We start from the raw sequence: 25,089 nt of genomic DNA on the forward strand, positions 1-25,089 counted from the left end.
TGGCGCTCCTTCAGACTAAAGGCAGGTGCCGGGGTCCTTCGAGACCACCGGCTGCGTGCATTTCCGACCGAAAAGCTAGGCCAGTTTGCCAGCGTACTCTTCTAGACTGCTCCAGGCGTCAGCGCCGTAGCGCTCGGCCCATTGCTGATAGTAGCCGGCATCGCGAAGGACCTGCTTGAAGGGCGCTGCCTCAACTTCGTTCACTTGAATCGAGAGTTCACCGAGTTGAGCGCGGTACTGCGCGTTGCGGGCTTCCGAGTCTTGCCGTTGGAGTACTGCGGCTTCATTGAAGTTGGTGGCAACGATCGCGCGAATATCTTCTGGGAGAGCTTCCCAGGCCCGACCGTTTGCCAGCAACCATGAACCATCCCACATGTGATTTGTGAGGCTGAGAAATTTCTGGACCTCGTAGAATTTCGCGGCGCTGAAGACCGCAATGGAGTTTTCCTGTCCCTCGACGATCTTCGTCTGGAGGGCGGAGTACACCTCGGCGAGGTTGACGCTCGTCGGCGAAGCGCCCAGAGCCTCGAAAAGTGACGTGTAAGCTCGGCTCACCGGTACGCGGATTTTGAAGCCCTTGAAATCTTCCGGCTTCGTGATTGCCCTCGTGCTACTGCTCGTTTGCCGGAACCCAGTATCCCAGCACTTGTCGAGCGCATGGAGCCCCGCCGAGGCAAACGCCCTGCGGACATGGTCTCCCAGGCTACCATCTAGGGCACTCCAGATCGTGGGATAATCCTTGAATGCGAAACCCACCCCGCTGATTGCCGCTAACGGCACAAAGCTCGACACTATGACACCTGCACCGGAATAGAATTGCAGCGCGCCCGAACGAACCTGCGAGATCATCTGGGTGTCGCCCCCTAAGGCGCTATTGCCGTACACCCCAATTTCAACTCTGCCGCCGGTTTCGTTCCGGATCTTTTCGGCAGCTTCTTTCGCTCTGCTATGAACCGGCAGATCTTCCGGATAGGGATGGCCCAGCCGATATCGGAACTCCGCGCCCTGGGCACGTAAGACAGCGGGGGTTGCGAGCGCGAGAGCTGCGATGCCACCCGTTTTCAGGATAGTTCTTCTATTCATCATCATTAGTTCACCTCTGGTTGGTTCTGACGTTGACCGCGCCCTCTAGCGGAGCGCTTCGGTCAAATTGCTTCAGGTTGGCTTTGTTGACTCCATCGATGCTCGGGAAGAGAACCGGTCGAACCAGTCGGCGAGCACAGGCCGTGATGAGCGCCATTGGAGCGCATCGAAGCGGAAATCGAGATATCCGAGAGCCGCAGCTATACTTATCTGACCCACTGTGAGGTCTCTACCTAGACTGGCGGCGGCCTCTTCGAGAGCGTCCAAGCCTTGCCTCATGCGCCGCGTCTGAGCTTCAGCCCACTCCTCCCAAACCCGGTTCTCAAGTCGGGTTTTCTCGAAGCGGATAAGCAATGCCGCATCAACGATCCCATCTGCAGTGGCTTGTTGCCGAAGGGCTTCCCAACGTTCACGGCCGATAGCCGGGAATACCGGCGATAGGGAATGCAAAGTGTCCAGATACTCGCAGATGACCCTCGAGTCGTAGAGTGGGCCGTACTTGACAGTCTGCAGAACCGGAATCTTCACCAGCGGGTTCGCGCCTGACAGCTCATCATGGGCCGAGGTTTTCAGGGGCACATGGGTGCCCACTTCGACAGGCCGCAGCTCAAGACGGTCGTGGAGACCGCGCTCATGCGCAAGAATCAAGACCTTCCGCGAGAACGGGGAGAATCTGGTGTAGAGCAGTTCCATTGCCTCAGCCGACATTGCGCAGCACCGGGCGAGGACGCTCATCGACTGTCAATTGAAAGATATCGGGGCGACTATAGTGACCGATGCCGTCAAAATCGTACCGTGCCCGGAGTAGATCGCGCTTGTCCAACTCAGCAAAGAGAATTGCTTCGCGATCCCAGCAAGCGTCTACAATGACGTTCCCGAGAGGACCCACTATGCAGCTTCCGCCCCGCGACATGATCGTTTCGGGTTCGTTGCCAAAGGGCGTTTCGTACTCAGTGGGGTAGTCGCTGCGCTTGCAGAACTGGTTCGCGGAAAGGACAAAGACACGACCCTCTTGAGCAATGTGCCGCATGCTTGGAAGCCAGGTCTCACGCCCGTCCGCGGTTGGTGCACAGTAGATCTCGACGCCCTTCGCGTACATCGTGGCACGCAACAGAGGCATATAGTTTTCCCAACAGATAACAGCTCCGACCTTGCCGACATTCGTATCAAAGACAGACAATGTCGAACCATCGCCTTGACCCCACACAAGGCGTTCGGAGCCGGTTGGCATCAACTTGCGATGCTTTCCAAGGAACGTGCCGTCAGGGGCGAAGAACATGACGGAGCAATGGAGCGTCGACCCATCTCGCTCGATGACGCCGATTACCAGGTTCACCGCTGAATGGGCAGCGATCTCCTTGAGCCGCTCGAAATCGGGACTCGAGATTTCGAGTGAGCTTTCCGCGTAGAGGCGGTACCACTCGCGACCTTCAGCAGAGCGGGCCCCAATCACCGCGCCGAAATCGAGGCCACGAGGATAAGCCGAAACAAATGCCTCGGGGAACACAACGAGTTTCGCACCCTGTTTGGCAGCGTCGGACGTCAGCGCCGCTACCTTGTCGAGCGTGCGAGCCCGATCGAAAGCCACCGGTGCGGCTTGGACAACTGCCACCGAAAGAACGGGATCGTTTTTGCTTTCATCGGACACGCGCAGCTCCCCTATATCTGGAAATTTGATGGTGGGAGTTTGCGGGCCGACTACCCCGTTGACAATTTCAATGTACCACAGTCAGCTTTGCGCATTACGCAAACCGGACTGATTGTGTGCACTGCAGCAGGAGACATCGATGGGACGGTCCAAGATAGTAGGCGCTCTACCCCGGATGCCGCTGCAGGTCTTGCAGTACGCGATTCAGATAGCCGAGCGCGGTTCGACACTAGCGGCGGCGCACGACGTCAACCTAACCTCTTCGGCGTTGAGCCGACAAATTTCGCAGTTGGAGCATGAACTCGGAATAACCCTTTTTGAGCGCCACTCGCGTGGAATGCGCCCAACGAGCGCCGGAGAGGTGTTTCTAGACGCCGCAAGACAGATGATCCGGCGAATGGAGCGACTTGCTGCGGATCTGGACGATGTCCACTCCCTAAGGCGCGGCCACGTGACGGTTTATGCCTCAGAAGCTCTGGTTCAGGATTTTCTGCTGCCGCTTGTGACAGACATGGCCGTTTCCTATCCCAACATCAAAGTGGAGATTGTCGTTGCCGCCGGGAGGCAAGCGGAGATGGCCTTGCTCGAAGAGCGCGCGGAACTGGCGGTCGTGTTCAATGCGCGAACCCATGCCGAACTGGAGATCGTTGCCGAGAACAAGAACAGTCTCGTGGCCATCGCCAAACGGGGCGGCGTGCTATCCGACCAAAAGGCGATAGCCGCGGAAGATCTAATCGAGGGTCACAGCCTTGCGCTTCCTCCCCGTAGTTATGCCACAAGGGTGGCTTTTGACACACTCCTTCCGCCTGAGAAGACGAGCTTCGTTCCGCATCTGACTATAAACTCTATAGCAGCCCTCAAACATTACGCTGCTTCCGGGGCCGGCGTGGCGGTCGTGCCCGAGCTCTCGGTGTGGCAGGGATCATCTGATCGCGACCGGTTCGACATTCTGCAGATTGTCGGGGCCGGCGAGATCGGAACCAGAGTGTGCCTTTGTAGGCATGGAAGCCGTCCGCTCAGTGCGGCGGCCTCCCATATGCTTGGTCAGCTTATGGCAGCATTCCCGAGCTATACTGAAGGCTTTTAGTGCCTGCCCACGGTTGCACCTCGGATCGTAGGCGGGCCGGCCATTCGGACCAAAACTCGCCGTGCTGCGCCGCAGCATCCTCTCGTGATCGACAGAGAACATTATAAATTCCAATAGCTTGCGCTTCTATCTCGAAAGGTATGGGCCGCAATTGGGCTTGCGGACCGGGTTAGGGCTATCTGACGGTTTGCGTGAAGCGCAAAGCTCGCCCAAGCACATTAGAGTTGTCCCGGTGAGGACTGGCAGCCATTCATCAGCAGCAACGGGTTGATGATGGTGGTCGTCTCAGATGTCGAAGTCATACAGTATTGCAGTGATTCCCGGCGACGGAATTGGCCGTGAAGTGGTCCCCGCAGCACAAGCGGTATTGGACCTTTGCGCTTCACGGTTCGGATTCTCCCTGGAATGGGAAGAGTTCGATTGGAGCTGTGAAAGGTATGTCAAGACAGGCTCTATGATGCCTGAGGACGGATTGGACCGGCTGCGACCGGCCGATGGGATATTCCTCGGCGCTGTCGGTTTTCCGGGCGTGCCCGACCATGTTTCTCTATGGGGACTGTTGATTCCCATACGCCGGGCGTTCGACCAATACATAAACCTGAGACCTGTGAAGTCCCTGAAAGGGGTGCCCGGCGCGCTTAGTTCGCCGTTTGCTGACAAGATCGACCTGTGTGTGGTCCGGGAAAACAGCGAAGGCGAATATTCCGAAATCGGTGGGCGCATCAATCGCGGCAGGGAAGACGAAGCTGCGATTCAGCAATCCGTCTTTACCAGGCAAGGCTGTGACCGTGTGATGCGATACGCGTTTGACCTAGCAGAACGACGTAGCCGCAGGGTCGCCTCTGCGACCAAATCGAACGGCATTATACATTCGATGCCATTCTGGGATGAACGTTTCGACGCGATCGCAAATGAGTATCCGGAAGTTGAGACAAGTCGCTACCACATCGACATCTTAACGGCCCATTTTGTGCGGCATCCAGAATGGTTCGATGTTGTTGTCGCGAGCAATCTATTTGGTGACATCCTGTCAGACCTCGGACCGGCCCTTGTTGGTTCGATAGGAATTGCTCCAGGCGCGAACATCAATCCCGAGCGCCGCCATCCTTCCATGTTTGAACCGGTTCACGGATCGGCACCCGATATCGCGGGACAGGGAGTTGCTAACCCAATCGGCCAGGTCTGGTCAGGCGCGATGATGCTGGAACACTTGGGAGAGCCTGAAGCTGCGCGCTGCGTCGAGGCGGCCATTGAGGAACTTCTCGCAGATCCGTCCGCGCCGAGGACGCGTGATCTCGGAGGCACTGCCATGCTGCGGGACGTAACGTTCGCGTTGAAGAGTATTATTTCACATTGAGGACTATCCAATGAAGAATATGCGTATCTTGGTGCTGGGAGCAGGTGGAATTGGGGGGTACTTTGGCGGAAGGTTGGCTGAAACCGGAGCGGACGTCACATTTCTCGTCCGCGAGAAGCGGCAGGTCGTACTGCGTGAGAAGGGCCTGCGTATAACGAGCCAGTTCGGCGACGCGGCATTGGAAGTGAAGACTATGCTTGCTACCGAACTGCAACCGGTTTTCGACGCAGTCATCCTCACCTGCAAAGCTTACGACCTCCAGGAGGCGATGGAAACAATCGCTCCAGGCTTGGCTCCTACAGGATTTGTGCTTCCCCTGTTGAACGGTATTGCTCAGATGGAGGCCCTTAACGACCGCTTTGGTAAGGACCGCGTACTGGGTGGCTCTGCCAAGATCCAGGTCACCCTGACGCCAGAGGGTGTTGTTCACCAACTGAACGATTGGCGCACGATCACGTTTGGAGAACAATCGGGAGAAATGAGCCCGCGCATTCTGGCGCTTGCAGATCTCTTTAAGGCCACTAAGGGCGTCGATGCCCACGCCGTCCCGGACATCATGCAGAGGATGTGGGAGAAGTTCGTTCATCTAGCAACCGCAGCCGCGATGACGTGTCTAATGCGGGCCAATGTCGGAGAGATTGTTCGAACCCCGGAAGGGGGAAAAATCTTCCTCAAGCTATTACATGACTCGGCAAAAGTAAGCGCCTCTCAGGGCTTTCCTCCAAGTCAGCAATTCATGCAACTGTATGAGGACACGTTCTCGCAGCGGGACTCTCTCTACACGACGTCAATGCTACGAGACATTGAACGCAAGGGTAAAACCGAGGTCGATCACATTCTCGGTTTCATGCTCAGAAAGGCACAAGAGGCAGAAGTTGATCACGAGACGATTCGTCTTGCGTACACGCATGTGAAGGCATTCGAACAGCGGCTCGCCGCTGGCCGGCTACAGTAACATCGCTCCGGCTGAACCAGCTGGCTCTTCGTCGCAAGAGCCAGCTCCATAACTTCGCCGGAAGCGATATCCGTCTTTGAACTACACCCCCACGTCAACGCCCGTCGGGGACATAATGTTGATTGGCCGAAAGGGCGGGTTGTCGTCTAGCTGGGGAAGCATACAACCTCAAAGCCAAACCCGCACCGAGGTGACTTTTTCGCGAAAGCGCGTAATTGTCTGTCTACCGTGACCATTAGGAAAGAGATAGCTCAGGTGACGTGTCCTGCTCTGACATCACGTCATCTGCTCTCTGTAATCGGTAATGCGCCTCGCCTAGAACGCTCCAGAGCTGATCAGGGATTGTCTTGCTATCCAGAAGCTCCGAGATGCCTTTGAATGCGAATTGAACTGCCTTTGTGCTTTCGACGAGCTCTGCAGGTTGGCATCTTGCGATAGCGGTGCAGGCACTCGCCAAATCTATTAGTCGTTGGATCTTCTCTCGTTGGTGGGCGACAGGGACTTCGGGCATGTTGGATTGAAAAGATATAACTTCACTTGTGACGTCCATCATGCTGTCACTCAGGTGTGCATCAGTGCGATCGAACCCGAGCTGTGTGCTCAAAAACCCGAGCGCCTCAAGTTCCCTCTGCTCATCAAGCTCCTGAGCGCTTTTGCGTTCCATAAACTGCGAGGCGTGGATGCGCTTCTCGTCACCTGTTCTGTCGTACAGCGGCAGGTCTGAACACACGCTCCCGGTCAACGTGATGACGACGTACAAGTACCCTTCCCCGCTGGCATACTCCAGAACATCGAAGAGATCGCTTGGAGCGAAGTCCGCGCCGACGCCGTTCTCATCGACGGCTTGGAAGAAGAAGCCCTGGTCGCCAAAGTGCCCGCCGGGGACCGGCCAGTCGATGGCGCGCGTCTGCCAAAGAAACCGTGCGGTTCGCGCAGTCAAATGCTGCTCGTGAAGAACCAGGGTCTCTTCTATTTTCATGCTCTGCGGTCCCCGCCACGTTCGGATATCAATGCGGATTTCTACCGCGCCACCAAAATGGTTGCCCGGAAATGAACGGACCGCAACCCCAAAACTGGACATTGCCAGAAGAAATCGCCGGACCTTTGAGCACTAGGTTTAGACCGGTCGCAAAGTCGGAGTTGCCTCTCGGATACGAGAGCCTGTGTCCGGCAAGCCTTACGTTCAGGGCGTCAGATTCAAACGTACACGATGATTGGCCTGAAACACGCATCTCAAGCAATTGATTTGTCGAGCGTCGGCTTAAACCGAGCGAGAGAGCATGCTAAGATGATCATGCCGTCTCGGAGAGTTCTGTCGCCGAGTGCTGTTCAGACTATGCCTAAAGGAACAGATTGTGGGCAAACAAAAGAACGAGTGGACGCGGGTTGACGCCGAAAAAGGTATCAGCCAGGTTCTGGACGCGGCTAAAAAGGCCGGAGTCCAGCGTGTCAGCGACACCGACGGGACTTTTGAGGTCCGATTTGTGTCATCGAAAGCCAAGATGACAGCGCAAGAATACCTCGTTCGGGGTGGTCCTCTCGAAGAGTAGGTGTTACCCATCGCACGGGAATTGCATTAATTAAAGAACTCCTAAGTTCTGTAAATCGCGCTCCCGAGACAATCGCGATAACCAGCCGCGCTCCCGCCGGATCACACGACTGCCTATCGGTCTTAGCTGAAGCGTAGCCCTTAGCGATTAATGCACACAGCACCCCTGAGAAAATATCAACCTATTAAATGAGCGTTAACTAAAACAGGACAGCCTGTCGCGAAAGCTGCAGGCGCAGCGCAGGAACGCGCGACATGTCAAGCGACACCTTTCTAGTAGATACGAACATTCTGAGCAACTGCCAGAAGAAGTCGCCAGATCATCAGTTGACGGACTGGCTCGCCCAGCAAGAGCAGATTGCGATACCCTACCCCGTCATCGTGGAAATCGAGCAAGGCATAGGCCATTTGTATCTGCGAAACCCAGTCCGCGCGCAGTTGCTCAGGTCCTGGTTCGATGGTTTGCTTGATACGGAATTTCTGTTCCCCGAGATGACTCCCGCCGTCGCTCGTCTCCAGGCGGCCCTATTTAGTTGCCGCCCCCTCAAGCATTTATGGTTCGTTGGTCCCGACAGCGACAAGCGCCCCGGAAACGATCTGGCAATCGCTGCTGTTGCGATCGCCCATCATCTGCCTATTGCGACATGCGATACGTGGGACTTCGGAAAGATTGCCGCCTTCTTTCCTTTGCCGGGCGTCTATAATCCGGTTACGGATGAGTGGGTCGTCAAACAGAGCATGGAGCACCGGCCAATGTCGAATGCCTTGACGGCATCGGGACCGTCTACCATTCGTTTCAAGGCCTCCTGAAAACATTGAGGCTTCCACTTTGCTTATATTAGCCTATTGACATTCACGTTTTGTTCTGCAACCTTCTGACCATGAAAAACACAACTCGCCCGCTCTCGATACGAATAGGTTGACCGCCACCGCGCCTCTCGGCGCTCGCGCAACCATATTTGCTATGAGAGTTTGTGATGAGTATCTTGCAGTCTACGGCTAGAACACGGCGATCAAGTCATCCTTCGGGCGACAAGACTTTCCGTCCTGCAGCTACGGTCAAATGTGTTGGCCGCCAAGTGTTTAGATCGCAGGTCGCAAGGGATGTTGGTTGTCTCCTGGACGTTGATCCGGAAGTCACGGCGTGGTCTTGCATGGCGACCACTTTATCCCTCGGTGATGACTTTCATGTCGCGGACTTCACCGTTACGACGGTCCATGGATACACACTTCTACTCGACGCGCCGGACCGCCGAAACGAACATCTTCATGAGACGATCGCCCAGGCCGCTCATGCCGGCGATCGCGGGTACAGGGTTTTCGATCTGGCTAGTCTCAGAGAGGGATACCGGCTCCAAAACGCCCGTGATCTGTTGAGATATGGCAATCATCAATGTCCACTTGGTGATCGAGTAAGGCTCCTAGCAGCACTGGAAGAGTATGGCTCGATGACCGTCTCAGAGTCCTTGAACGCCTTCAAGGAAACCTCACCGATGGCTGGCCTCGCCACCTTGGCGCTTCATGGATACATAGAAATCGAGCTGGACGAAGGCCCCATCGGCCCTGAGACCATCGTGCGCCGTCTGCGCCGCTAAAAGTTCTTTCTATTCAGGACCAGCTCCATGAAAAACAGAATTCCCGCGGCCGTCGCGCGACGGTCTTTGCCCAACATTATTGCTTTTTGCGCCATCCGGAACGCCCTTAGGCATGTCCTGGACGTCGAAGGGATCTCCTTTGTCGCCGCACTGATCGTCCCTCGAACAGAGGACTTCCATGTCTATGCTGTCACCACCAACGCGCTATGCCGCGGAGATGGAGAACCCTGGGCTTCCCCCGGCCAAGGGACCGATATCATCCTCATTGAGAACGAAGACGATTGCTCCAAGCTCGATGATCGACTTGACACGCTTTATCGGCACCGGAGAGTGGTTCTGCTGTTCGCATCAGACAAATTCGTCAACGAACGTGTCGGGATCGCTTCGGACGTGGTGGCCTATCTCCCCGCGCCGACCGTTGGGCACGTCAAAGGAGCAGTCCGGAAGCTGACCGGCGAGACTCCCAGCAATCGGGAAGCTGAATTCCTTCTCACTCAACCCTGGGAGCGGCTCCAAGACGCATTTCGTCCACAGCGCAGCCTTGGCCGTAGTCTGAGCATCCTTCGCCGCTTGCCGTCGGTGCCAGAGACGAATCCAGACGCCTCGGCGCAAGCCTCACCCTTCGCTTCCCCGGCAACAACTCAAGACGGCCCCACCCTTTCCGACCTCCACGGGTACGGTGCGGCCAAGGAATGGGGCTTTGAACTGGCAAGAGACTTTGCCGATTTCCGCGCCGGCAAGATCGATTGGCGGGACCTGGACTGCGGAGCCTTGCTTTCCGGACCGCCCGGGACCGGGAAAACCATTTTTGCGAAGGCGCTGGCGAAAACCTGCGGTGTACACCTGATCCTAGGTTCGGGAGCTCGCTGGCAGGCGGGAGCACATCTTGGGGACATGCTCAAGCAAATGCGGAAGTGCTTCGCGGATGCCGCGTTAGCGGCTCCCTCGATCTTGTTCATTGATGAAATGGATAGTTTTGGGGATCGCGAGAAGGACGATAGCGGGGCAACATACTGGATTCAAGTTGTCAATGCGTTGCTCGAGTGCATGGACGGGGCTGATCGCAATCGGGGCGTGGTCGTGATCGGAGCTTGCAACAATGCCAGCCGCGTCGACCCCGCCATCATGAGGCCCGGGCGACTAGATCGACACTTCCAAATCACTCTTCCAGACGCGCACGCCCGCCTGCAGATCATGCAATGGCATCTCGGGAGCACGACGGACTTTGATGCACTGAACTTCATGAGAAGGTCCGAGGGCATGACAGGTGCCCAGATCGAGAAAGTCGCTAAGGAAGCCCGCCGCCGAGCCCGCCGTGCAGACCGAGCAATTGCCGGCGAAGACATTGAAGCGAGCCTGCCGAGGAGAATGCCGCTCTCGAAGGACTATCAGTGGGCCGTTGCGGTTCACGAAGCCGGCCACGCGGTCGTCGGCTCAATCTTGGGGAACGATCCCCTCATTTCATTGGCTATCGAAGATAGCATCTCCCTTGAGACCAATGTTCACTCGCTTGGAGGCGCTTTGTTCGAAACCGCACCTGCTCGAAGGCAAACCAGAGCTTATTACCTCGGGCACATCGCTACCCTCTTGGGAGGCATTGCAGCGGAGTTGGTGGTGTTCGGCGATTTTGCCGATGGAGCCGGCTCCTCAATTCATTCGGACCTTCAGCTGGCGACGCAGTTTGCGACGATGGTGGAAGGGCCGCTGGCGATGGGATCGTCGTGGCTTTCGGATGGTGACACGAGCCCGCGAAGTCTCCTTGAAGCCAGATACCGCAACCCTCTTCTGGAACACCGCGTCGAGGCTTTGCTGGCGCAACAGATGAAGATTGCAGTCGAGGTTGTCAGGCAGAGGGAGGAAGTAGTGCGGCGTTTGGCTGCTGAGCTCGTGGAGCGGAGACAGTTGTCGGGGGATCAGGTGAGAGCAGTGATTAGGGAGGTCGCGGTCCGGTCTGATTGAGAAACGGCACAGCCGGTAGGTGCGTCTCAGCAGCGTCTCTGGACGATGCACCAGTACCGATTGAGAACCGAAACCACCGCGATATTAAAGCGGTCGTCGGCTCGGCCCAACGTGAGACTCTCCCGGATTTCGCAGGTGGTTCAAAATCTCTCCAGTCGAAGCCAACGATATCATCTCTGCCAATGCTTCCTGCAGCGCTTCCGGATCGTCGCATTGAAACTCGTAACCATCGCATATCACGGTGCACGGAAAGCCGAGCTCCCCGCGTGCCAGCTCGGCGAGGATGAATTCACTATCCTCTTGCCCCTCTTCCCAGTCCGGTGGTCTAGCCACAATCGCCTCGAAGGATGGCACCTTGTTTCCCGGCTCGCCGGGATCATGAGTGATGTACCCCCCGATGTCATAGAGCAATGCTCTGCAGACGATAACTTGCTCGTCAGTTCCCTCAAATATCTGTCGTGTAAACTCATCGATGACATCATTGATGGCAGCGTTATTGCTGGTCGCGATGGCACCCGATTGGAGCCCGTCTGCAAGCGAAGCTTTGAAATCGTAGGTCATTCGCCAGCCCTTTCGATCGCGGCCAAGATCGGGAGGTGGTCGATCGACGTTTTGGTTTTCGGACCGATCTCGCATATCCCCGGCAGTTCAAAGATCATAGTTCGGTCCTCAGCAAGGTGCCAACTGGAACTCCCGAAAAATGTCGATGAAAAGAGCATTTGGTCCAATATATGCCAGTAATGAGTTTTCCCCCCGGTATAGTAGTAGGTCCCCTGGGGTCGAGCTTCCCGACCATCTCTGGCGTATGGGACGGGGTCTATTAGAAACCTCCAAAAAGGATTGTAAAAGAGGAAATCTTCCTTCTGGGCCATGTGGACATGCCTTGTCGTCAGCAACTTTCTCATCGGCATGTCATTGGGTTCGTCGTTGAAATCTCCAAGCACAATTACAAGCTTTTCGGTGGCTCCGCCGCGGTGTCGTGCGATCGCATTCTGCAGGTAACCAGCCATTTCTGACCGAAGGCCGGTATCTGCGGGGTTGTACACCCTGCTTGGCCAGTGGAGAAAATAGAAGCGGACTGAATCTCCTCCCTGCAGCTTGATGTCGACTCGCTGAGCTATTTTACGGGTGTCTTTGCCATATCTGTGTATGACGCTCTTGAGACTTGAGGAGTTGAGACTCAGTGTTTCAGTATTGTAGGCAGCTGCCAAACCAAAATCGACCTTGCCACCTGACCGAACCAGCCGAAAGCCATCACGCTTCACCAGGGGCCGCAACTCGTTGATAAAGGCGTCCGATACTTCGCCCAGGAATAGTACATCCAACGCATGTCGCTCTTTCATTTCGTGGATCGCAGCCGCCACGTATGAGACATGTAGCTCCGTCGTGTCGAGAGCTTCAGACGCACGAACGTTCCACCAACCAATGCAATAAGATGCTGCCGCATCGTTCATATCAACTTTCCCGTGATCGGGTGGGTCCGATACGGTGTATTTCTTAAATTCTGGTGTCCAGGTGCAGGCAAAACGTGTACCGGTCCCTGGCCGCCGTACGTTGGTGTGCGGAATCTCCCTGTGCGCTATATTATACTTCCACGACCAGTTGCGGCTGGAAGCCGTCATACTCCTCAGGATATCCCGCCGGATTACATAGCACTCTAGTGCTGCCTACGCTGTAGTCACAGGCATGGTGGACATGGCCGTGAACCCAAAGCGTCGGTGTATGCGCCGCAATCAGGTCCTCTAGATCCGACGCGTAGCTGGCAGAGAGGATGTCGTACTTGTACTCGCCGAATATCGATTTAGCCGATGGCGCATGATGCGTCACGACCACGGTTTCTCCGTCGTGTCCTTGAGCGAGGGTCCTCGATAGGAAAAGCCTTGCTTCCTGATGTTTCCTGTAAGCATGCAGTGGCTTGAAAGCCTGATAGGGCGTCTTGGAGAATTTAATCCTCTTATAGTCATTCATCACTTGCTTGGCCGCATCCATTGCTAGAGCGGTGTCATCGCTGTGCAGACGGAAGTCGGTCCAGAGCGTGGTACCGAGAAAGCGAACACCGTCCAATATGACAGCGTCGTTCTCCAAAAAGTGGACGTTAGGGTATCTGGAAGCCGCTTGTTTGGCGGCCCGGATGCTCTCGACCAACGATGCCCCATAGAACTCGTGATTTCCGGCGACCAGAAGCACGGGCATCAAAGGAGCAACAGTTTCAGCTAGCCATTCGAGGCTTGGAACGATACCGTTATCCAGCACGTCGCCGGCGCAGACGAATACGTCGGCGTCAGGTGGATCGAAGGTTGCCTTTGCGCCTTCGAACTCGAGGTGCAAGTCTGAGGCGATCCATAGGCGCACGGGCGGTCTCCGGCTTGATTGTCGTGACGACAGCCAAGCCGGTATAGCTTGCACCGTCAACTTCTCTTCTCTGCACTACCGGTCAAGAGCTTCCATCGCGCGTCGCGATGCAAGCGGAAAGCGCCGACGAAGCGTTGCCTCCCAGCTACCTGGCTTGCTCCCGAGTGCATAGTTCAATGCAATCCCTGCCATGCGTGCGGACGTCGGTCATCTCAATTGCGAGGGAGGCCGCCTTGCCGTTACCAGCTGAGCACAGGCTCATCTCCAACCGCCATGTAACGCATCCTTCTTTCGCTATCGCCGATTTGGAACCAGGGAGTAGCCAGTAGGCAATCATGCGGAAGGCCGGGCTGGCTGTGCAAACGCATCGTCGGCTCTCTGTTCCTCCCAAGGCGCGCTTCGTCGTCGAAACAGTGGAAGACGGATGAGTACGGGTCTTCGTCCGCATCGCTTATCTGCAGCCAATACCCCCTAGCCCTCGAACTATTCGCCAGCTCGGCCACCGTCACGGGTCCGACCGGGTCGGCCCGAAGGCACAGCTTGCCGCCGTGGATGCCAATCGATGTGGACGCGAGCTGGCGGAGCGTCCAGCCTAGATCGTACTCGGCGGAATCGTTCGACAGCAGCCGCGAGTGCTCGTCTAGACGCTCGTAGGCGTTCTGTAGACTGTCGGTGATCGTGCCAAGCGTTTGTGCCTCTGTGAGCGCTTCGCTGAAAGCTATTCGTGCCGAGACGACGGCTGCCTCGTTGGAAACCTCCGGCCATGTATCCGGCCCCTTTAGCTCCTTGAGATATGCCTTCACGCCTGTTGTTCGACTAACGATAATCGGCGCGCACTTTGCATCCCTACCGATGGGAAACCATATGACGCCCTGCAGCGGCTTCAAACCAGATGATGCGTCAGAGCAATTATCCATCCTCGCTAACCGCTCCGCGCGAAACCGGAGTTCGTCAAGCGTCTCATCGATCGTTAACGTGTCGAGCTTGGGTGCTTTGTAGAAACCTTCGCCTGGGTAGTCGTAGTCGAACATCTCTAGTTTGTAGCGTGCGGAATCAATCGGCCCACCGTCCGACACGATGTGGATGATATACGCTTCGAACTTAGGCTTTTCCTCGAAGTCGACGTGATGCCAAACACCCGTGAAAATCACCCTGTCGGCTGCCGCCTTCCTAAGCCTTGCGGCGCGCTTGAGTATCGAAGCCCTGTAGTTGTCTACCAACGCCCTGAAATACGGGTTATCGCAGGGCAGGCCATTCATGAAGATACGTAGCGAGGTTCCCTCGACCTCGATAGCGGCGTCGGGCCCTGAGAACATCAGTTGACCATGATAGGTGAAACCGCCCCTTCTCCGCGCGGCCTCCTCGAACATTGCCGGGAAATGACCGCTCTTGAGTGTGTAAACATCTGACGCTTGGTACATCGGCATTCCATTTTCTAGGCAAGCGCAATCGTTCGTTAAACGGGCGCTTAACGAGGGACCGGATTGCCGGACGGGGAAAGATCGCTGTGTTCCGCAGGTGCGTGAACTCAACTCATGAGTAATGGTTGTCCGGATTTCCGAAGGGCGCAAGCGCCTTTTTCAGCTCCGCTGCATTCAAACAGCGACACCATCTCGGGACCGTTTGGTGTGGCATAAGCCACACCCTTGGAGGCTGAGGGAGAAGAATGAGATTTCCGCGGCCGTACCTTCCTACAAGGGTTGTCGAATTAGATGAGTAGCCCAAGCATTGAATTGAGTGGTCTGCTATGGGAAAGTTGTGTTCCAATCGCCGACAAATATGAGCGTTTCACTGACATGCTGAAAATTCAGCTCCATGACGACGAGACGTTGACGAGCTTCGTTTCACGTCTGGCGCGAGCTAACGGCGTTCAGCGAATGCGGACGTTCTGCATCGATCTTGGCATTGATGTACACAAGCTGAAGCTCGGCGATCGGGATCAACTGGTGATGATCGCTGATTTGACAGGAGTGCCTGTTGAACGCTTGATGTACAGCGCAGCCGAGCGGTCTGCGAAGAGAGAAGTCCGCCTGGGCAACGGTTGGGTACAGCCGTCCAGGCTAAATCGAACCTATCTGCGTTTCTGTCCGCATTGCATCGTCGACGACAATAACAGCGCGGCAGCATTCAAGGGCACTGCTGCATACTATAGAATGCAGTGGTTTCTTCCTCAGCTTACCACATGCGCGAAGCATTGTAGCCTGATAGTTGAGGCCGATGCCCCGAAGGGGCTCGAGACAAATAGCCACGATTTTTGCGCCATCCTCGAACGGCTGGGAGGCCAGGATCTCCTTTTGAAAGCGTCGATCCCCCGCACGCCGACAGCGTTCGAGACCCACCTGTTGAGTCGTATTTCAAGTTCCCCCTCCTCAGCCGGCCCACTGATCGACATCCTTTCTCTGGAGGCGCTCATTGTGATGAGCGAGAGACTTGGGATCGCGGCACTTCATGGGCGAGCGGGCAATCCCCGGAAGTTAACGTCCGAACAGATTCATACCGCTCGCTCGGCGGGCTTCTCGAGCCTGTCGAACGGTATGCAAGGGGTAAAGACCGTCCTCGACACCCTGGTCGACTGCGCACCATACGGTTCGCACTCGGCACATGGTCTCTACGGCACCCTCTATATGGCTCTCCAGCAGAGTTATGAAAATGCCGAATACGATGTGTTCCGCTCGACAATGGCCGAGCATGCGACTGCTACCGGAAGGCTCACGCCCGGCACGCGAATCTTCGATAACAAAGTCACTGTAGGTGCTGTAAAACTCCGCGACTTAGCCACGCGGGTGGGAGTAGACCCAGCAAGGCTGAGACGGGAAATGCGTAACCGCGGTACTCGATCTCCCGTTAGATCTGCGGTGAAATCGAACGATGCCCGCGATATCGAAGAACACTTCGCGTCACTTTGGACATATGCCGAGGCCCGGCGCTTTCTTGGATGCAATCTTCGTGGTCTCCATAGCCTGTTCGACGCGAAAATCATCGACAACGAAACGTACGGGCTTCAGCAAGGTTATTGCCACCGACAGGGCATCTACGAGCTGGCAGCGCGGATCAGGCAACGGGCTACAACTGCGGATGATCTGCACCTAGTGCCCCTTATGGACGCCACTCGCCCCGCGTCATCCTCAGTCGCCGAGGTGCTCAACTATATTCTGGCGGGAAAGCTATCGAGCGTAGCGATCAACGAGAGCCTCCCGATCTTAATGGGAACGAAAATTTCGGTTTCGGAGGTTCGCCAAGCTCACGTTCCCCACGGTTACCTCACAGCTGCAGACGCACGCGCTCATCTGCACCTAAGCCTTACAGGCTTCGCAGCCCTGATTGCGAATGGCATCCTGTCAGCCCGATCGCTGGGCTATCCGCGGCAGGATTGGTGGATACTTGATAACGCGGAAGTAGAGCGGTTTCGCGCGAGCTATATTAGCCTTCAGGAATGCGCAGCGATAACAGGTTTAAGTGCCAACGCCCTGAGCAATCGTGCGAAGCGTGGCGGCCTCGTTCTCGCTATCCCCATCGAACGCGCCGGCCAAGCCATTTATGATCGAAGGCACACTGAGATACTGTGCGGCCGAGAGGCCTAATTGCGCGAGAGATCTGGGACGAAGAGACTTCAGCGCCTGCTTTTCACTCAATAATACCAGGCACGCGGAGATGATACTGCGATCTCTGATGGCAACCGCCGTGCAACGAACCTCGCCTTTCAGAGAGCAGGCGATCTCCACGCGCTAGTCCAGCACGATGTCGCGGGCGTTTCATGGTCAAATTTTTGATAAAATTCTCAAAACGGGACATTACTATTCAATATTTCCGTCATGACGACACGTATTAACCATGAATCTACAATATAGGCTCGCGCTCGCAACAACTTGGGCCGATCCCGTTGACGTGAGCGACAGAACAACGTTAGAAGTTGCATCAGCTTGATACAAAAGGTGCTCAGTTATGACACGAACGACCATACGAATAGAGAATAAGGCCCGCCCTTAAACCTCTGTCTCGGTATGTTCGACCGTGACTGAGATCACGGCAGGCCAACGTTGAAGCGCAATGCTAACGGTTGGAGCCTGAATATGAAGTATCGCAAGCTGAATGGACATCCTTCCGCCCTGAACATTTTAGACCGCGGCAAATGCCGTCAAAAGTACCGCTTTGTTCACCGCGATCGGCACGCTGTTCTTTCCCACCATTCATCCAAGCAGGATCTGGCTCCGGACCGAATACGTCTGGCCAGCGTAGCTGTCGGCTAGTCGGCCGAAGCTAAACCTACCCAATTGGCTCTGGGCTTTGGAACGTCCTCACGGACGGGAAAGGCTTACGAATGGACATCGCGTCCGTGATCCAAATCTTGCACGAACGCCGCAAGGGGTTCGACATCCTTGCCCTCGAATACGAGCGCAAGACCAAATTCGCGATCCCGGTGGACAAGCCCAAGCGCGGCCGCTCGGTGGTGAAACTCGCCGTCGCCGATGAGGACGACGAGGCGTAGGAGTGGGCAAAATGCCCACTCCACTTCTCCCCCAACTTCTTTGGACTAAGGAGCACGTAGGTGAAGTCAGGTCGCAAATATGCCAAGATTATCGTAGGCGCTCGCGATATTACTTTGCGCCAAATTCCCAACAAAAAGCCGCCCGAGGAACGCATGAGCATTGTCTCGTGCCGCGTTCTGTCGAAGTTTCCCGACAACACCGCGCATCGCCTAGAGAGTGGCTCGAGGCGGCTGCGATGGACATGTTCGCAGCTAACCCCGACGTCGTTTCGATCCGTACCCAATTCGGGCCGTTAGCGTTTGTGTTGGATCGCATCGAGCACAAGCACTATGCCGACCTTTGTGTGGATTTTCGCAACGGTGCACGTATCCTCTACGCCGTCCGTGCGAAGGCCAACTTGGGCAACTTGCGCAAGACGTTGCAACACATCCGTAACCAATGCCTCGAGTTGTACGCTCACGAAATCCATCTTTTGACGGAAGACGAGATTTCTAAACCTAAGGTTTACTCCTCGCAGCAAAAAGTTCGCTCACGAAACTTGCGCAACGAGGAGAATAACCGGCACCTTCTAACCGTCCTAAAGGATCTTGGCGGCTCTGCCGTTATCTTCGACGTTTTCAATCACCTCGAAGCGAAAATGACTTTCGCGGATGTGTGGGAAGCTGTCTGGGCGCTGCTCGAGGACGGCCTGATCCGGCACGATCACATTGATCCGGACGCGTCGTTCATGACGCGTCTCTCCAAAATTCGTATGGCATAAAGGGGATCACCATGGCTCAGAAACGTCAGTCTGTTACTCGCTTCGCAATTGGTTCTGACGATCGCGTCTTACTGTTTGGTCGACCATACCGATTCGAGCGCGACTTCGAGGAGGGTATTGTCGTCCGATCGGATGACGACAAGCCCACGGACGTGGTTGCCCTCACCTGGCAGGACATCAACGGTCGTCTGCGCAAGTTTACGCTCACGATTGAAAAAGGCTACTATTCCGTCGCCAACGCGATCAAGCGCGCCTCAGAGAACAAGAAGCGCAAGCTATTCGAGCTGTCTCCTGAAGATGTTCTCCGATCGGTTATGGTACGCGCGTTTCTCGAGGCGGAGGCTGAAGACGAGGCGGCCAAGGAGGCCGCCTCGGTTGCGGTCAAACGTTCCGACGCCAAGATCAAGAGGTTCTATCGCAAATTCGAGATCGAGAATGCTCCCCTCCTGCTGGAGGCTCGGGTTTACAAAAAGGGAAAAGGTTCAAAGCGCGACGTCTTGGTAGGACCGCGTCAGTTTCGTCGGCTGATTGAGCGGTTCGAGAAGACCGATGCGGACGACACGGCCCTGGTTCGTCAACATAGGGGGCGCGTACCCTCCGGCAGCGAATTCACCGAGGAGCAACAGGAGCATTTCGCCACTTATGCAAATTACTATCTGAACTCGGACGAACCGACTGTCCGAGCGGCGTTCACTCGCATGGAAGCAGACCAAGCAGAAAGTATCGCGCAGGGCAAGCCATTCATCGAACTCTGCTCATACAGCACCTTTCTACGGATCGTTCGCGAAATCGATGACGTGATCGTCGATCTGGGTCGTAGCCGTGACAAACATCGCGTTGCACGAAAATACATCATGTCCGGGAAGGGTCTCAAGGTCGACTACCCAATGCAAATCCTCGAGATGGACGAGCATAAAATCGATCTGATGCGCATCTTAAAGAACATGAACCGTTGGAAGCTGCTGCATCCTGATGTGCAGGCCAAAATTGGTGAAATGGGTCGACCTTGGCTGTCGGTGGCGATGGACGCATATTCGCGCTCGGTCTGCGGAATGCGCTTGCTCGTGGGCGATCCCGACGGAGAGGAAGCGGTGGCAACGCTTGCAATGGCGGTCCGTAACAAGGAAGTGGAAACCGCTCTTTCGGGATACAGCATCGAATGGCCGCAGTGCGGAACCCCGGATGCGGTACATACGGATGCGGGTGCCGGCTACATTTCGTCCGAATTTCAGAAAGCTGTAATTGGGCTCACCGGAAAGCATCGAATTCCGCCCTCAAAACACCCGCACCTTCGCGCTCGCGTTGAACGCTTTTTCAGAACACTCAACTCTCGCTATATGCACATGTTTTCAGGACGCACATTCTCCAATGTGCTCGACCGAGATAACTACGACCCCAGGAAGTTCGCGCACCTAACTCATCAAAAGCTTGCCGAACTGTTAATCCAGTTGATTGTCGGGGCGTACCACAACACCCCTCACCGCGGCCTGAATGGTCAGACGCCGTTGGAGGTATGGTATCTTGGCTCCCAGCTAGAACGCCCTGTCCCTCCTCCACCGAATGAGCAGGACTACCGGGACATTTTTGGATTGCAGCTTACGCGTAAGATCGGGAGCCACGGCCTCACGTTCCTCTTCATCCCGTACTGGTCCGACGAGTTGGCAAAGGCTCAAGGTACAAAGTTCGGCGACGAGCTCAACGTAAGGGTCAACGACCAGGACCTCAGCGCCTTATCGTTTCAGGACCCCGCTGACGGATCTTGGAAAGACGCTTTTGCGACGCACGAGGGCTTCAAGAACGTCTCCGCAGCCGACTGGATGGAAACACTCGACTACTGCATGAAAAACAATGGCCCGCGCACGAGAAACTCGCGGCGTGCAAAAGAAATTCTTCTCCGGACTCTCAAGGATGTGCAGGCCGAGAGCGAAAGATCGCGTCTTGCGGCCGGAGTTGCGTCCCCGATGCTCAAGGCCAAGACGGTTGAGAACTTTGAGAAAACGAGGGCTGCCGCCTTTCATTTTTCGCGCCATCTCTGGTTCGACCGCGGGAACGAGGCGGATCCGATCACAGAGGAAGTCAATCCGGTCGATGGAAATGCAGATGAAGATACACCCGCCATCGACGTGATGAATCCGCAGGGAGAATTCAGCAAAGTTGGGCTTATCGAGCCCGGAACACCTGAACCGGTCGGGAGGTCGTCCACATCGAGAAAGGCCAAGAGCACTACGCCAATTCAGCCCGATGACGATGTTGAAGTTGACGACTCTCATATCGTTCTCCGCACGTCAGATAAGGATGATTGAGATGACGGAATACGTGCACACTCCCGCTAAAACGGGTCTCGACCACCTTCGCGCCAACGTCTCCCAGGCAGTTGCAGACAAGGCCGCCCTCATCAATAAGATCGATACCTGGCATGTCGACACCCGATATGACGATCTTTTTCGCTTGGAGATCGACAGAATGCTGGCCAGTATCATTGGCAACAACGCACAAGAGGGTTACGCCGTCGCAGTTGTGGGAAAATCGGGGGCGGGAAAAAGCCACACCATTGGCTTCGCCCTTGACAGACATCCTGCCTTCGCGCCGTTCGACGACGGCTACGGAAATCGAAAACAGATTTTCCTGAAGGTAAGAACGCCGGCAAAATGTAGTACGAAGGCCTTGGGAATCGAAATCCTCCTTCAGGCCGGCTATCCCATCAGAAGGACCACCATCACCGAGATCGAAGTCTGGCGGCTCGTGCGTGAACAGCTACAGCGCAGGGAAATCCGCATTATTCATCTCGACGAGACGCAACACGTTCTCAAGGAGAAAGATCTCCGGGGCCGCACCCACACGCAGAACACCATCAAGTCTCTCATGCAGAACATCGACTGGCCGATTTGGCTGATTATGAGCGGGATTCCCGATATGCTTCAGCTAGTGGAAAATGACACCGATCAGCAGATGGGCCGCCGAACGCGTGTTCTTCACGTAGGTGAAATGGACGATAGCGACATTCCCTTCTTGAAAGCAGTGATGAAGGCCGTGGCGGCCAAGGTAGGCTATAAGTTGGCATTCCCGATCACCGCCAACTTCATGAGCCGATTGCTTCACGCAGGCATTTATCGACAAGGTATGCTCATCCAGTTGATCAAAATGTCAGTGGAAAGCGCTATCTGGGACGAAAAAACGGCGAGAGACAAATCGGTCCTGCACAGCCACTTCGTCGATGGCTATCGACGCCTTTGCAACTGCGCCGACGGGACCAATGTCTTCCTCATCGAAAACTGGGCGGATATTGTTCGTGAGGTCGATGACGAAGGTAAGCTCTCACACGTGATCTAGATTTGGCGGTGTGACAAGTGAGCGGCACTGGGCACGATATGCCCCCTAGCGATTGGGCCGGTGACTATCCGTTGCGAGACGCCCAGCCATCAATCATTTTCAAAGTGAAGTCATATGAGTAGCTTGCTTAAAGTCCCCTTTTTCGATGACGAAACGTTTAACAGCTTCTTGTCCCGCATGGCGCGAGCAAATGGCCGACGGCGGCTGGAAGGTTTCCTGTATGATATCGGTCTGAACCCCGCGAAGCTAAACAAGGGCGCGCTCGATGAAATTGAAGAAGTTGCGCGCATGTTTTCGATGCCTTTGAACCTTCTTACCCACCGGGCGGTACGAGTGGCGGCTGACAAGTCCCTCGATTTTCTTGGCGAGCGCTTCAGTCCACTCTCCCTGCAGCGCGCTCATTTTCGAGTTTGTCCAAGTTGCCTCGCCCAAGATGATAAAGATGAGCGTAGGATGCCGGGGACCCGCCGTTATATCAGGAACGCATGGACGATACCGAGCGTGATGGCGTGCACCCGTCACTCTTGCGAGCTAGTTCTTCTTCAATCGAGATCAACGGACATCCCGGATTTTAACCTCGCATTGGAAGCCGCGGGTGATTTGCTCCGACTTGAGAGGGAAAATGGTGAACCTTTGCCAGCGACACCTTTCGAGCGTTTTGTGGATGATCGTCTAATCGGCAAGCGACAGCATGGCGAACTACTGGACCAGTTGCCGCTCCCGGTAGCTATCGATCTGTGCGAGCTTTTCGGAATGGCAGCGCGACATGGGCGAAATTTCAATCTGCGGTCGACAGGCCCAATGGACCTCAGGAATGCCGCGTCCCGTGGGTTCGACGTGTTTAATTCCGGCGAGCAAGGCATCTATAACCTTCTCGACCGCTTGGTGCAGGAAAAATCTGTGCACTCTACTCGCGGCGGCCGCGGCCTCTACGGTTCTTTATATTTCACGCTCGATAAGCCCTGGAGAGGGGCCGAGTACGACGGTATACGCGAGACCATACGCAAACACGCCCTGGACACACAGGCTGTACTTCCAACATCTCGGGTCTTCGGGAAAACAGACGAGTCTGACTGGCGATCTGTGACCAATCTTCATGCTGGCACGGGCCTCGGCGTGTCAACGATCAATCGATTGCTGGCAAAGCATTACGAAAAACCTTGGCATGGTGGCGCGGACCGGTTGGTTAACGGGAAGGCGGTGGAACGCCTGCTCGAACAGTTTCGTGACGCAGTCTACTTGCCGGAAGTAGCCAATCTACTAGGCTGGAATATTTCTGAATGCCGCCGCCTCGCCGCGCTCGGCATCCTGAAGCCGGTTGTGCCGAAAGTACAGGGTGGGACGATACCCAGATATGATCGAAAAGCAGTGATCGCTTTGAAGGCAAACCTCGTCGTAAGGTCCACCTCTATCGACAGCACATTGGTGTCCCTTAGACAGCTCTCGCAGACCATAGAGTCCGGCCGAGACGAGGTCTTGCGAGCGGTTTTCGACGGCCGTCTCACCCGCCTCAGCTATTCCGAAACGCCATACTTGCTGGAAAGCGTGAAGGTCCATCTGGTCGAGATCATGGAGGTTTTGCCCGACTTAGGGATTGCGAGAAGTTCTTTCATTCGACGGCTAGGTCTTCCCCTAGTAACGTTGTCACGACTGATTCATAACGGCATAATCCCGAGCTTTGGCCCGTCAAATCGCGTATTGAAGGCCGGCGCGATCGCTGCCTTCAACCGAACCTATGTAAGTTCCGCTCTTTTGAAGAGGGAAACAGGTCTAACCCGAGGCCAAGTTACCCGCCTTGTGAGCGTCGGCAGCCTGACATACGCGTTCCCCGTTGCAGAGGTGGGAAGCCACATATTTTTTCGGAGAGATGTGAGCAACCTTGCAAGCGACAATGGCTTGAAGGCTCTTCCGTTCGAGAAAGAACAATGAAGCCAGGCATTGCGGCTCTCGCTTTCAATCTGTCCCCTTGGCGGACTGAACAGCTCTGGCTCCGAGGCCAGTTTAGTTGATAGCCGGCGCGGACGACATCGACACCTCCGGCATTAATCTCCTCACCTTTGTGAGCGCTCGGCCAACCAAGCATTCGATGTCAAAACGATTGGGGGCGTCCACAATCGCGGGGTCTCCCCACAGTCCGAGATCGATCAGACCGTCGTCGACAGTTAGCTCGGCATCGATCCATCCGCAGGCAATGCGAGCGGCGTCCTCTGGTGTCTGCGCGCCTTTCCTTTCGGTTGCCGTAACAACCGTAAGAAAGTAGCCCTCGCGCCCATGGTAGGGCTGACGGACGAAATAAATACCGTCCACGAAATCAAGATCCGAACGACCAACCCTCGTTCCCCCTTCTTTGCCGACATGAACATAGAAAGCGGGATCGGTGATACCCAGATCAGTGATCGTGATGTCTGCGAGGTCAGCAGCAGAATCGGAAAGATCATTGAGATCGTAGATCGAGCCGCCGGCCTGGGCAAAACGCGTAGCGACATCATGCAATACCTGCAGTCTTCCGGACACCGACGGGTCAGCACTTTCAAAGGTCTTGATCACTGGAAAACGATCGGGGTGATAGAGGTTCGGCATCTTTGACTCCTAGCTGAGAATGTTCTCAGGATCGGTGTTTCGATGCAAGCGACAACACTGTCTTGGAAGCCACCTATGGTCGCGGGGCGCCGGTTTTTAGAGGCCCTGTCAGCGAAAGAAATAGATCTTCAAAATTTACTAATAAAATCAGTTATTTGGATGTTTGGGTCATTTGCTTTTGGTGTTTGGGTCGTCAGCATATGATTTTAAGTGCTGTTTTAACCGTCTAATTGGGTCGTTTTTTATGCCTCCCTACATCTTGGAAGAAACGGTGACGGAATCGGCGACCTGATGCCGGCAGTTGCAATGGTGCGTTTGATCCACCGAATTCGCGCTGAAGATTTCAG

21 protein-coding genes are annotated in these 25,089 nt (G+C 55.5%); 12 read left to right on the plus strand and 9 right to left on the minus strand.

Translation table 11 applies throughout. From position 1 onward, the window contains the following. Positions 1-75: 75 nt before the first annotated feature. The 3 genes from JNB85_RS01820 to JNB85_RS01830 form a co-directional block, all read right to left on the minus strand. Positions 76-1,089 (minus strand): TRAP transporter substrate-binding protein, encoded by a 1,014-nt coding sequence (locus JNB85_RS01820; protein ID WP_220332682.1) that lies wholly within the window; start codon positions 1,087-1,089, stop codon positions 76-78. A gap of 66 nt (positions 1,090-1,155) precedes the next feature. After that, entirely contained in the window at positions 1,156-1,776 is a 621-nt protein-coding gene (locus tag JNB85_RS01825; protein ID WP_220332683.1) for a glutathione S-transferase family protein, read from the minus strand. 4 nt (positions 1,777-1,780) lie between these two features. Next, positions 1,781-2,731, minus strand: a complete 951-nt coding sequence (locus JNB85_RS01830; protein WP_220332684.1) for a carbon-nitrogen hydrolase family protein — start codon at positions 2,729-2,731, stop codon at positions 1,781-1,783. A gap of 139 nt (positions 2,732-2,870) precedes the next feature. Between JNB85_RS01830 and JNB85_RS01835 the strand changes: the two genes are divergently transcribed. The 3 genes from JNB85_RS01835 to JNB85_RS01845 all read left to right on the plus strand — a co-directional run bounded on the left by JNB85_RS01835 (position 2,871) and on the right by JNB85_RS01845 (position 6,130). Beyond that, positions 2,871-3,818 carry a LysR family transcriptional regulator gene (locus JNB85_RS01835; RefSeq protein WP_220332685.1) on the plus strand — a complete coding sequence of 316 codons (948 nt, stop codon included), beginning with the start codon at positions 2,871-2,873 and terminating at the stop codon, positions 3,816-3,818. Between the two features lie 289 nt (positions 3,819-4,107). After that, entirely contained in the window at positions 4,108-5,175 is a 1,068-nt protein-coding gene (locus JNB85_RS01840) for a tartrate dehydrogenase (RefSeq protein WP_220332686.1), read from the plus strand. Positions 5,176-5,185: 10 nt separating this feature from the next. Continuing rightward, on the plus strand, positions 5,186-6,130 hold the full coding sequence (locus JNB85_RS01845) for a 2-dehydropantoate 2-reductase (protein WP_223216398.1): 945 nt from the start codon (positions 5,186-5,188) through the stop codon (positions 6,128-6,130). A 235-nt stretch (positions 6,131-6,365) separates the two neighbouring features. On the opposite strand, the gene JNB85_RS01850 is transcribed toward JNB85_RS01845, so the two are convergent. Next, a complete protein-coding gene (locus tag JNB85_RS01850; protein WP_220332687.1) occupies positions 6,366-7,109 on the minus strand; it encodes a hypothetical protein in 744 nt (247 codons plus the stop codon). A gap of 825 nt (positions 7,110-7,934) precedes the next feature. On the opposite strand from JNB85_RS01850, the gene JNB85_RS01855 reads away from it, so the two are divergent. The 3 genes from JNB85_RS01855 (at position 7,935) to JNB85_RS01865 (ending at position 11,233) form a co-directional block, all read left to right on the plus strand. Further along, complete coding sequence (locus JNB85_RS01855) at positions 7,935-8,489, plus strand: PIN domain-containing protein (protein WP_220332688.1); 555 nt, start codon at positions 7,935-7,937, stop codon at positions 8,487-8,489. A gap of 344 nt (positions 8,490-8,833) precedes the next feature. Further along, complete coding sequence (locus JNB85_RS01860; RefSeq protein ID WP_223216399.1) at positions 8,834-9,274, plus strand: hypothetical protein; 441 nt, start codon at positions 8,834-8,836, stop codon at positions 9,272-9,274. A 27-nt stretch (positions 9,275-9,301) separates the two neighbouring features. Beyond that, positions 9,302-11,233: an AAA family ATPase gene (locus JNB85_RS01865; protein ID WP_220332690.1), complete on the plus strand. Its 1,932-nt coding sequence runs from the start codon at positions 9,302-9,304 to the stop codon at positions 11,231-11,233. Positions 11,234-11,317: 84 nt separating this feature from the next. Here JNB85_RS01865 and JNB85_RS01870 read toward each other — a convergent pair whose 3' ends face one another. From JNB85_RS01870 to JNB85_RS01885, 4 genes are all read right to left on the minus strand, one after another. Then, positions 11,318-11,794, minus strand: coding sequence for a hypothetical protein (locus JNB85_RS01870; RefSeq protein ID WP_220332691.1), 477 nt, complete (start codon positions 11,792-11,794; stop codon positions 11,318-11,320). Continuing rightward, the gene (locus tag JNB85_RS01875) at positions 11,791-12,687 is read right to left on the minus strand and encodes an endonuclease/exonuclease/phosphatase family protein (protein WP_220332692.1); all 897 of its coding nucleotides are present in this window, start codon (positions 12,685-12,687) and stop codon (positions 11,791-11,793) included. Before JNB85_RS01875 ends, JNB85_RS01870 begins: the two co-directional genes overlap by 4 nt. 130 nt (positions 12,688-12,817) lie before the next feature. Continuing rightward, complete coding sequence (locus tag JNB85_RS01880; RefSeq protein ID WP_220332693.1) at positions 12,818-13,585, minus strand: metallophosphoesterase; 768 nt, start codon at positions 13,583-13,585, stop codon at positions 12,818-12,820. 239 nt (positions 13,586-13,824) lie between these two features. Continuing rightward, positions 13,825-15,012, minus strand: coding sequence for a hypothetical protein (locus tag JNB85_RS01885; RefSeq protein WP_220332694.1), 1,188 nt, complete (start codon positions 15,010-15,012; stop codon positions 13,825-13,827). Between the two features lie 285 nt (positions 15,013-15,297). On the opposite strand from JNB85_RS01885, the gene JNB85_RS01890 reads away from it, so the two are divergent. From JNB85_RS01890 to JNB85_RS01915, 6 genes are all read left to right on the plus strand, one after another. After that, positions 15,298-17,166: a TniQ family protein gene (locus tag JNB85_RS01890; protein WP_220332695.1), complete on the plus strand. Its 1,869-nt coding sequence runs from the start codon at positions 15,298-15,300 to the stop codon at positions 17,164-17,166. Between the two features lie 737 nt (positions 17,167-17,903). Then, positions 17,904-18,071: a hypothetical protein gene (locus JNB85_RS01895; RefSeq protein WP_220332696.1), complete on the plus strand. Its 168-nt coding sequence runs from the start codon at positions 17,904-17,906 to the stop codon at positions 18,069-18,071. 236 nt (positions 18,072-18,307) lie between these two features. After that, the gene (locus JNB85_RS01900) at positions 18,308-18,832 is read left to right on the plus strand and encodes a PDDEXK family nuclease (protein ID WP_220332697.1); all 525 of its coding nucleotides are present in this window, start codon (positions 18,308-18,310) and stop codon (positions 18,830-18,832) included. Between the two features lie 11 nt (positions 18,833-18,843). Further along, positions 18,844-21,135 (plus strand): hypothetical protein, encoded by a 2,292-nt coding sequence (locus JNB85_RS01905; RefSeq protein WP_220332698.1) that lies wholly within the window; start codon positions 18,844-18,846, stop codon positions 21,133-21,135. A gap of 1 nt (position 21,136) precedes the next feature. Continuing rightward, positions 21,137-22,162, plus strand: a complete 1,026-nt coding sequence (locus JNB85_RS01910) for a TniB family NTP-binding protein (RefSeq protein ID WP_220332699.1) — start codon at positions 21,137-21,139, stop codon at positions 22,160-22,162. A gap of 114 nt (positions 22,163-22,276) precedes the next feature. Further along, on the plus strand, positions 22,277-24,091 hold the full coding sequence (locus JNB85_RS01915) for a TniQ family protein (protein ID WP_220332700.1): 1,815 nt from the start codon (positions 22,277-22,279) through the stop codon (positions 24,089-24,091). A gap of 72 nt (positions 24,092-24,163) precedes the next feature. Here the strand turns inward: JNB85_RS01915 and JNB85_RS01920 are convergent, their stop codons facing one another. Continuing rightward, complete coding sequence (locus JNB85_RS01920) at positions 24,164-24,742, minus strand: hypothetical protein (protein WP_220332701.1); 579 nt, start codon at positions 24,740-24,742, stop codon at positions 24,164-24,166. Between the last annotated feature and the right edge of the window lie 347 nt (positions 24,743-25,089).

Source organism: Rhizobium mesosinicum (assembly GCF_019511345.1).
Taxonomy (GTDB): Bacteria; Pseudomonadota; Alphaproteobacteria; order Rhizobiales; family Rhizobiaceae; genus Rhizobium; species Rhizobium mesosinicum.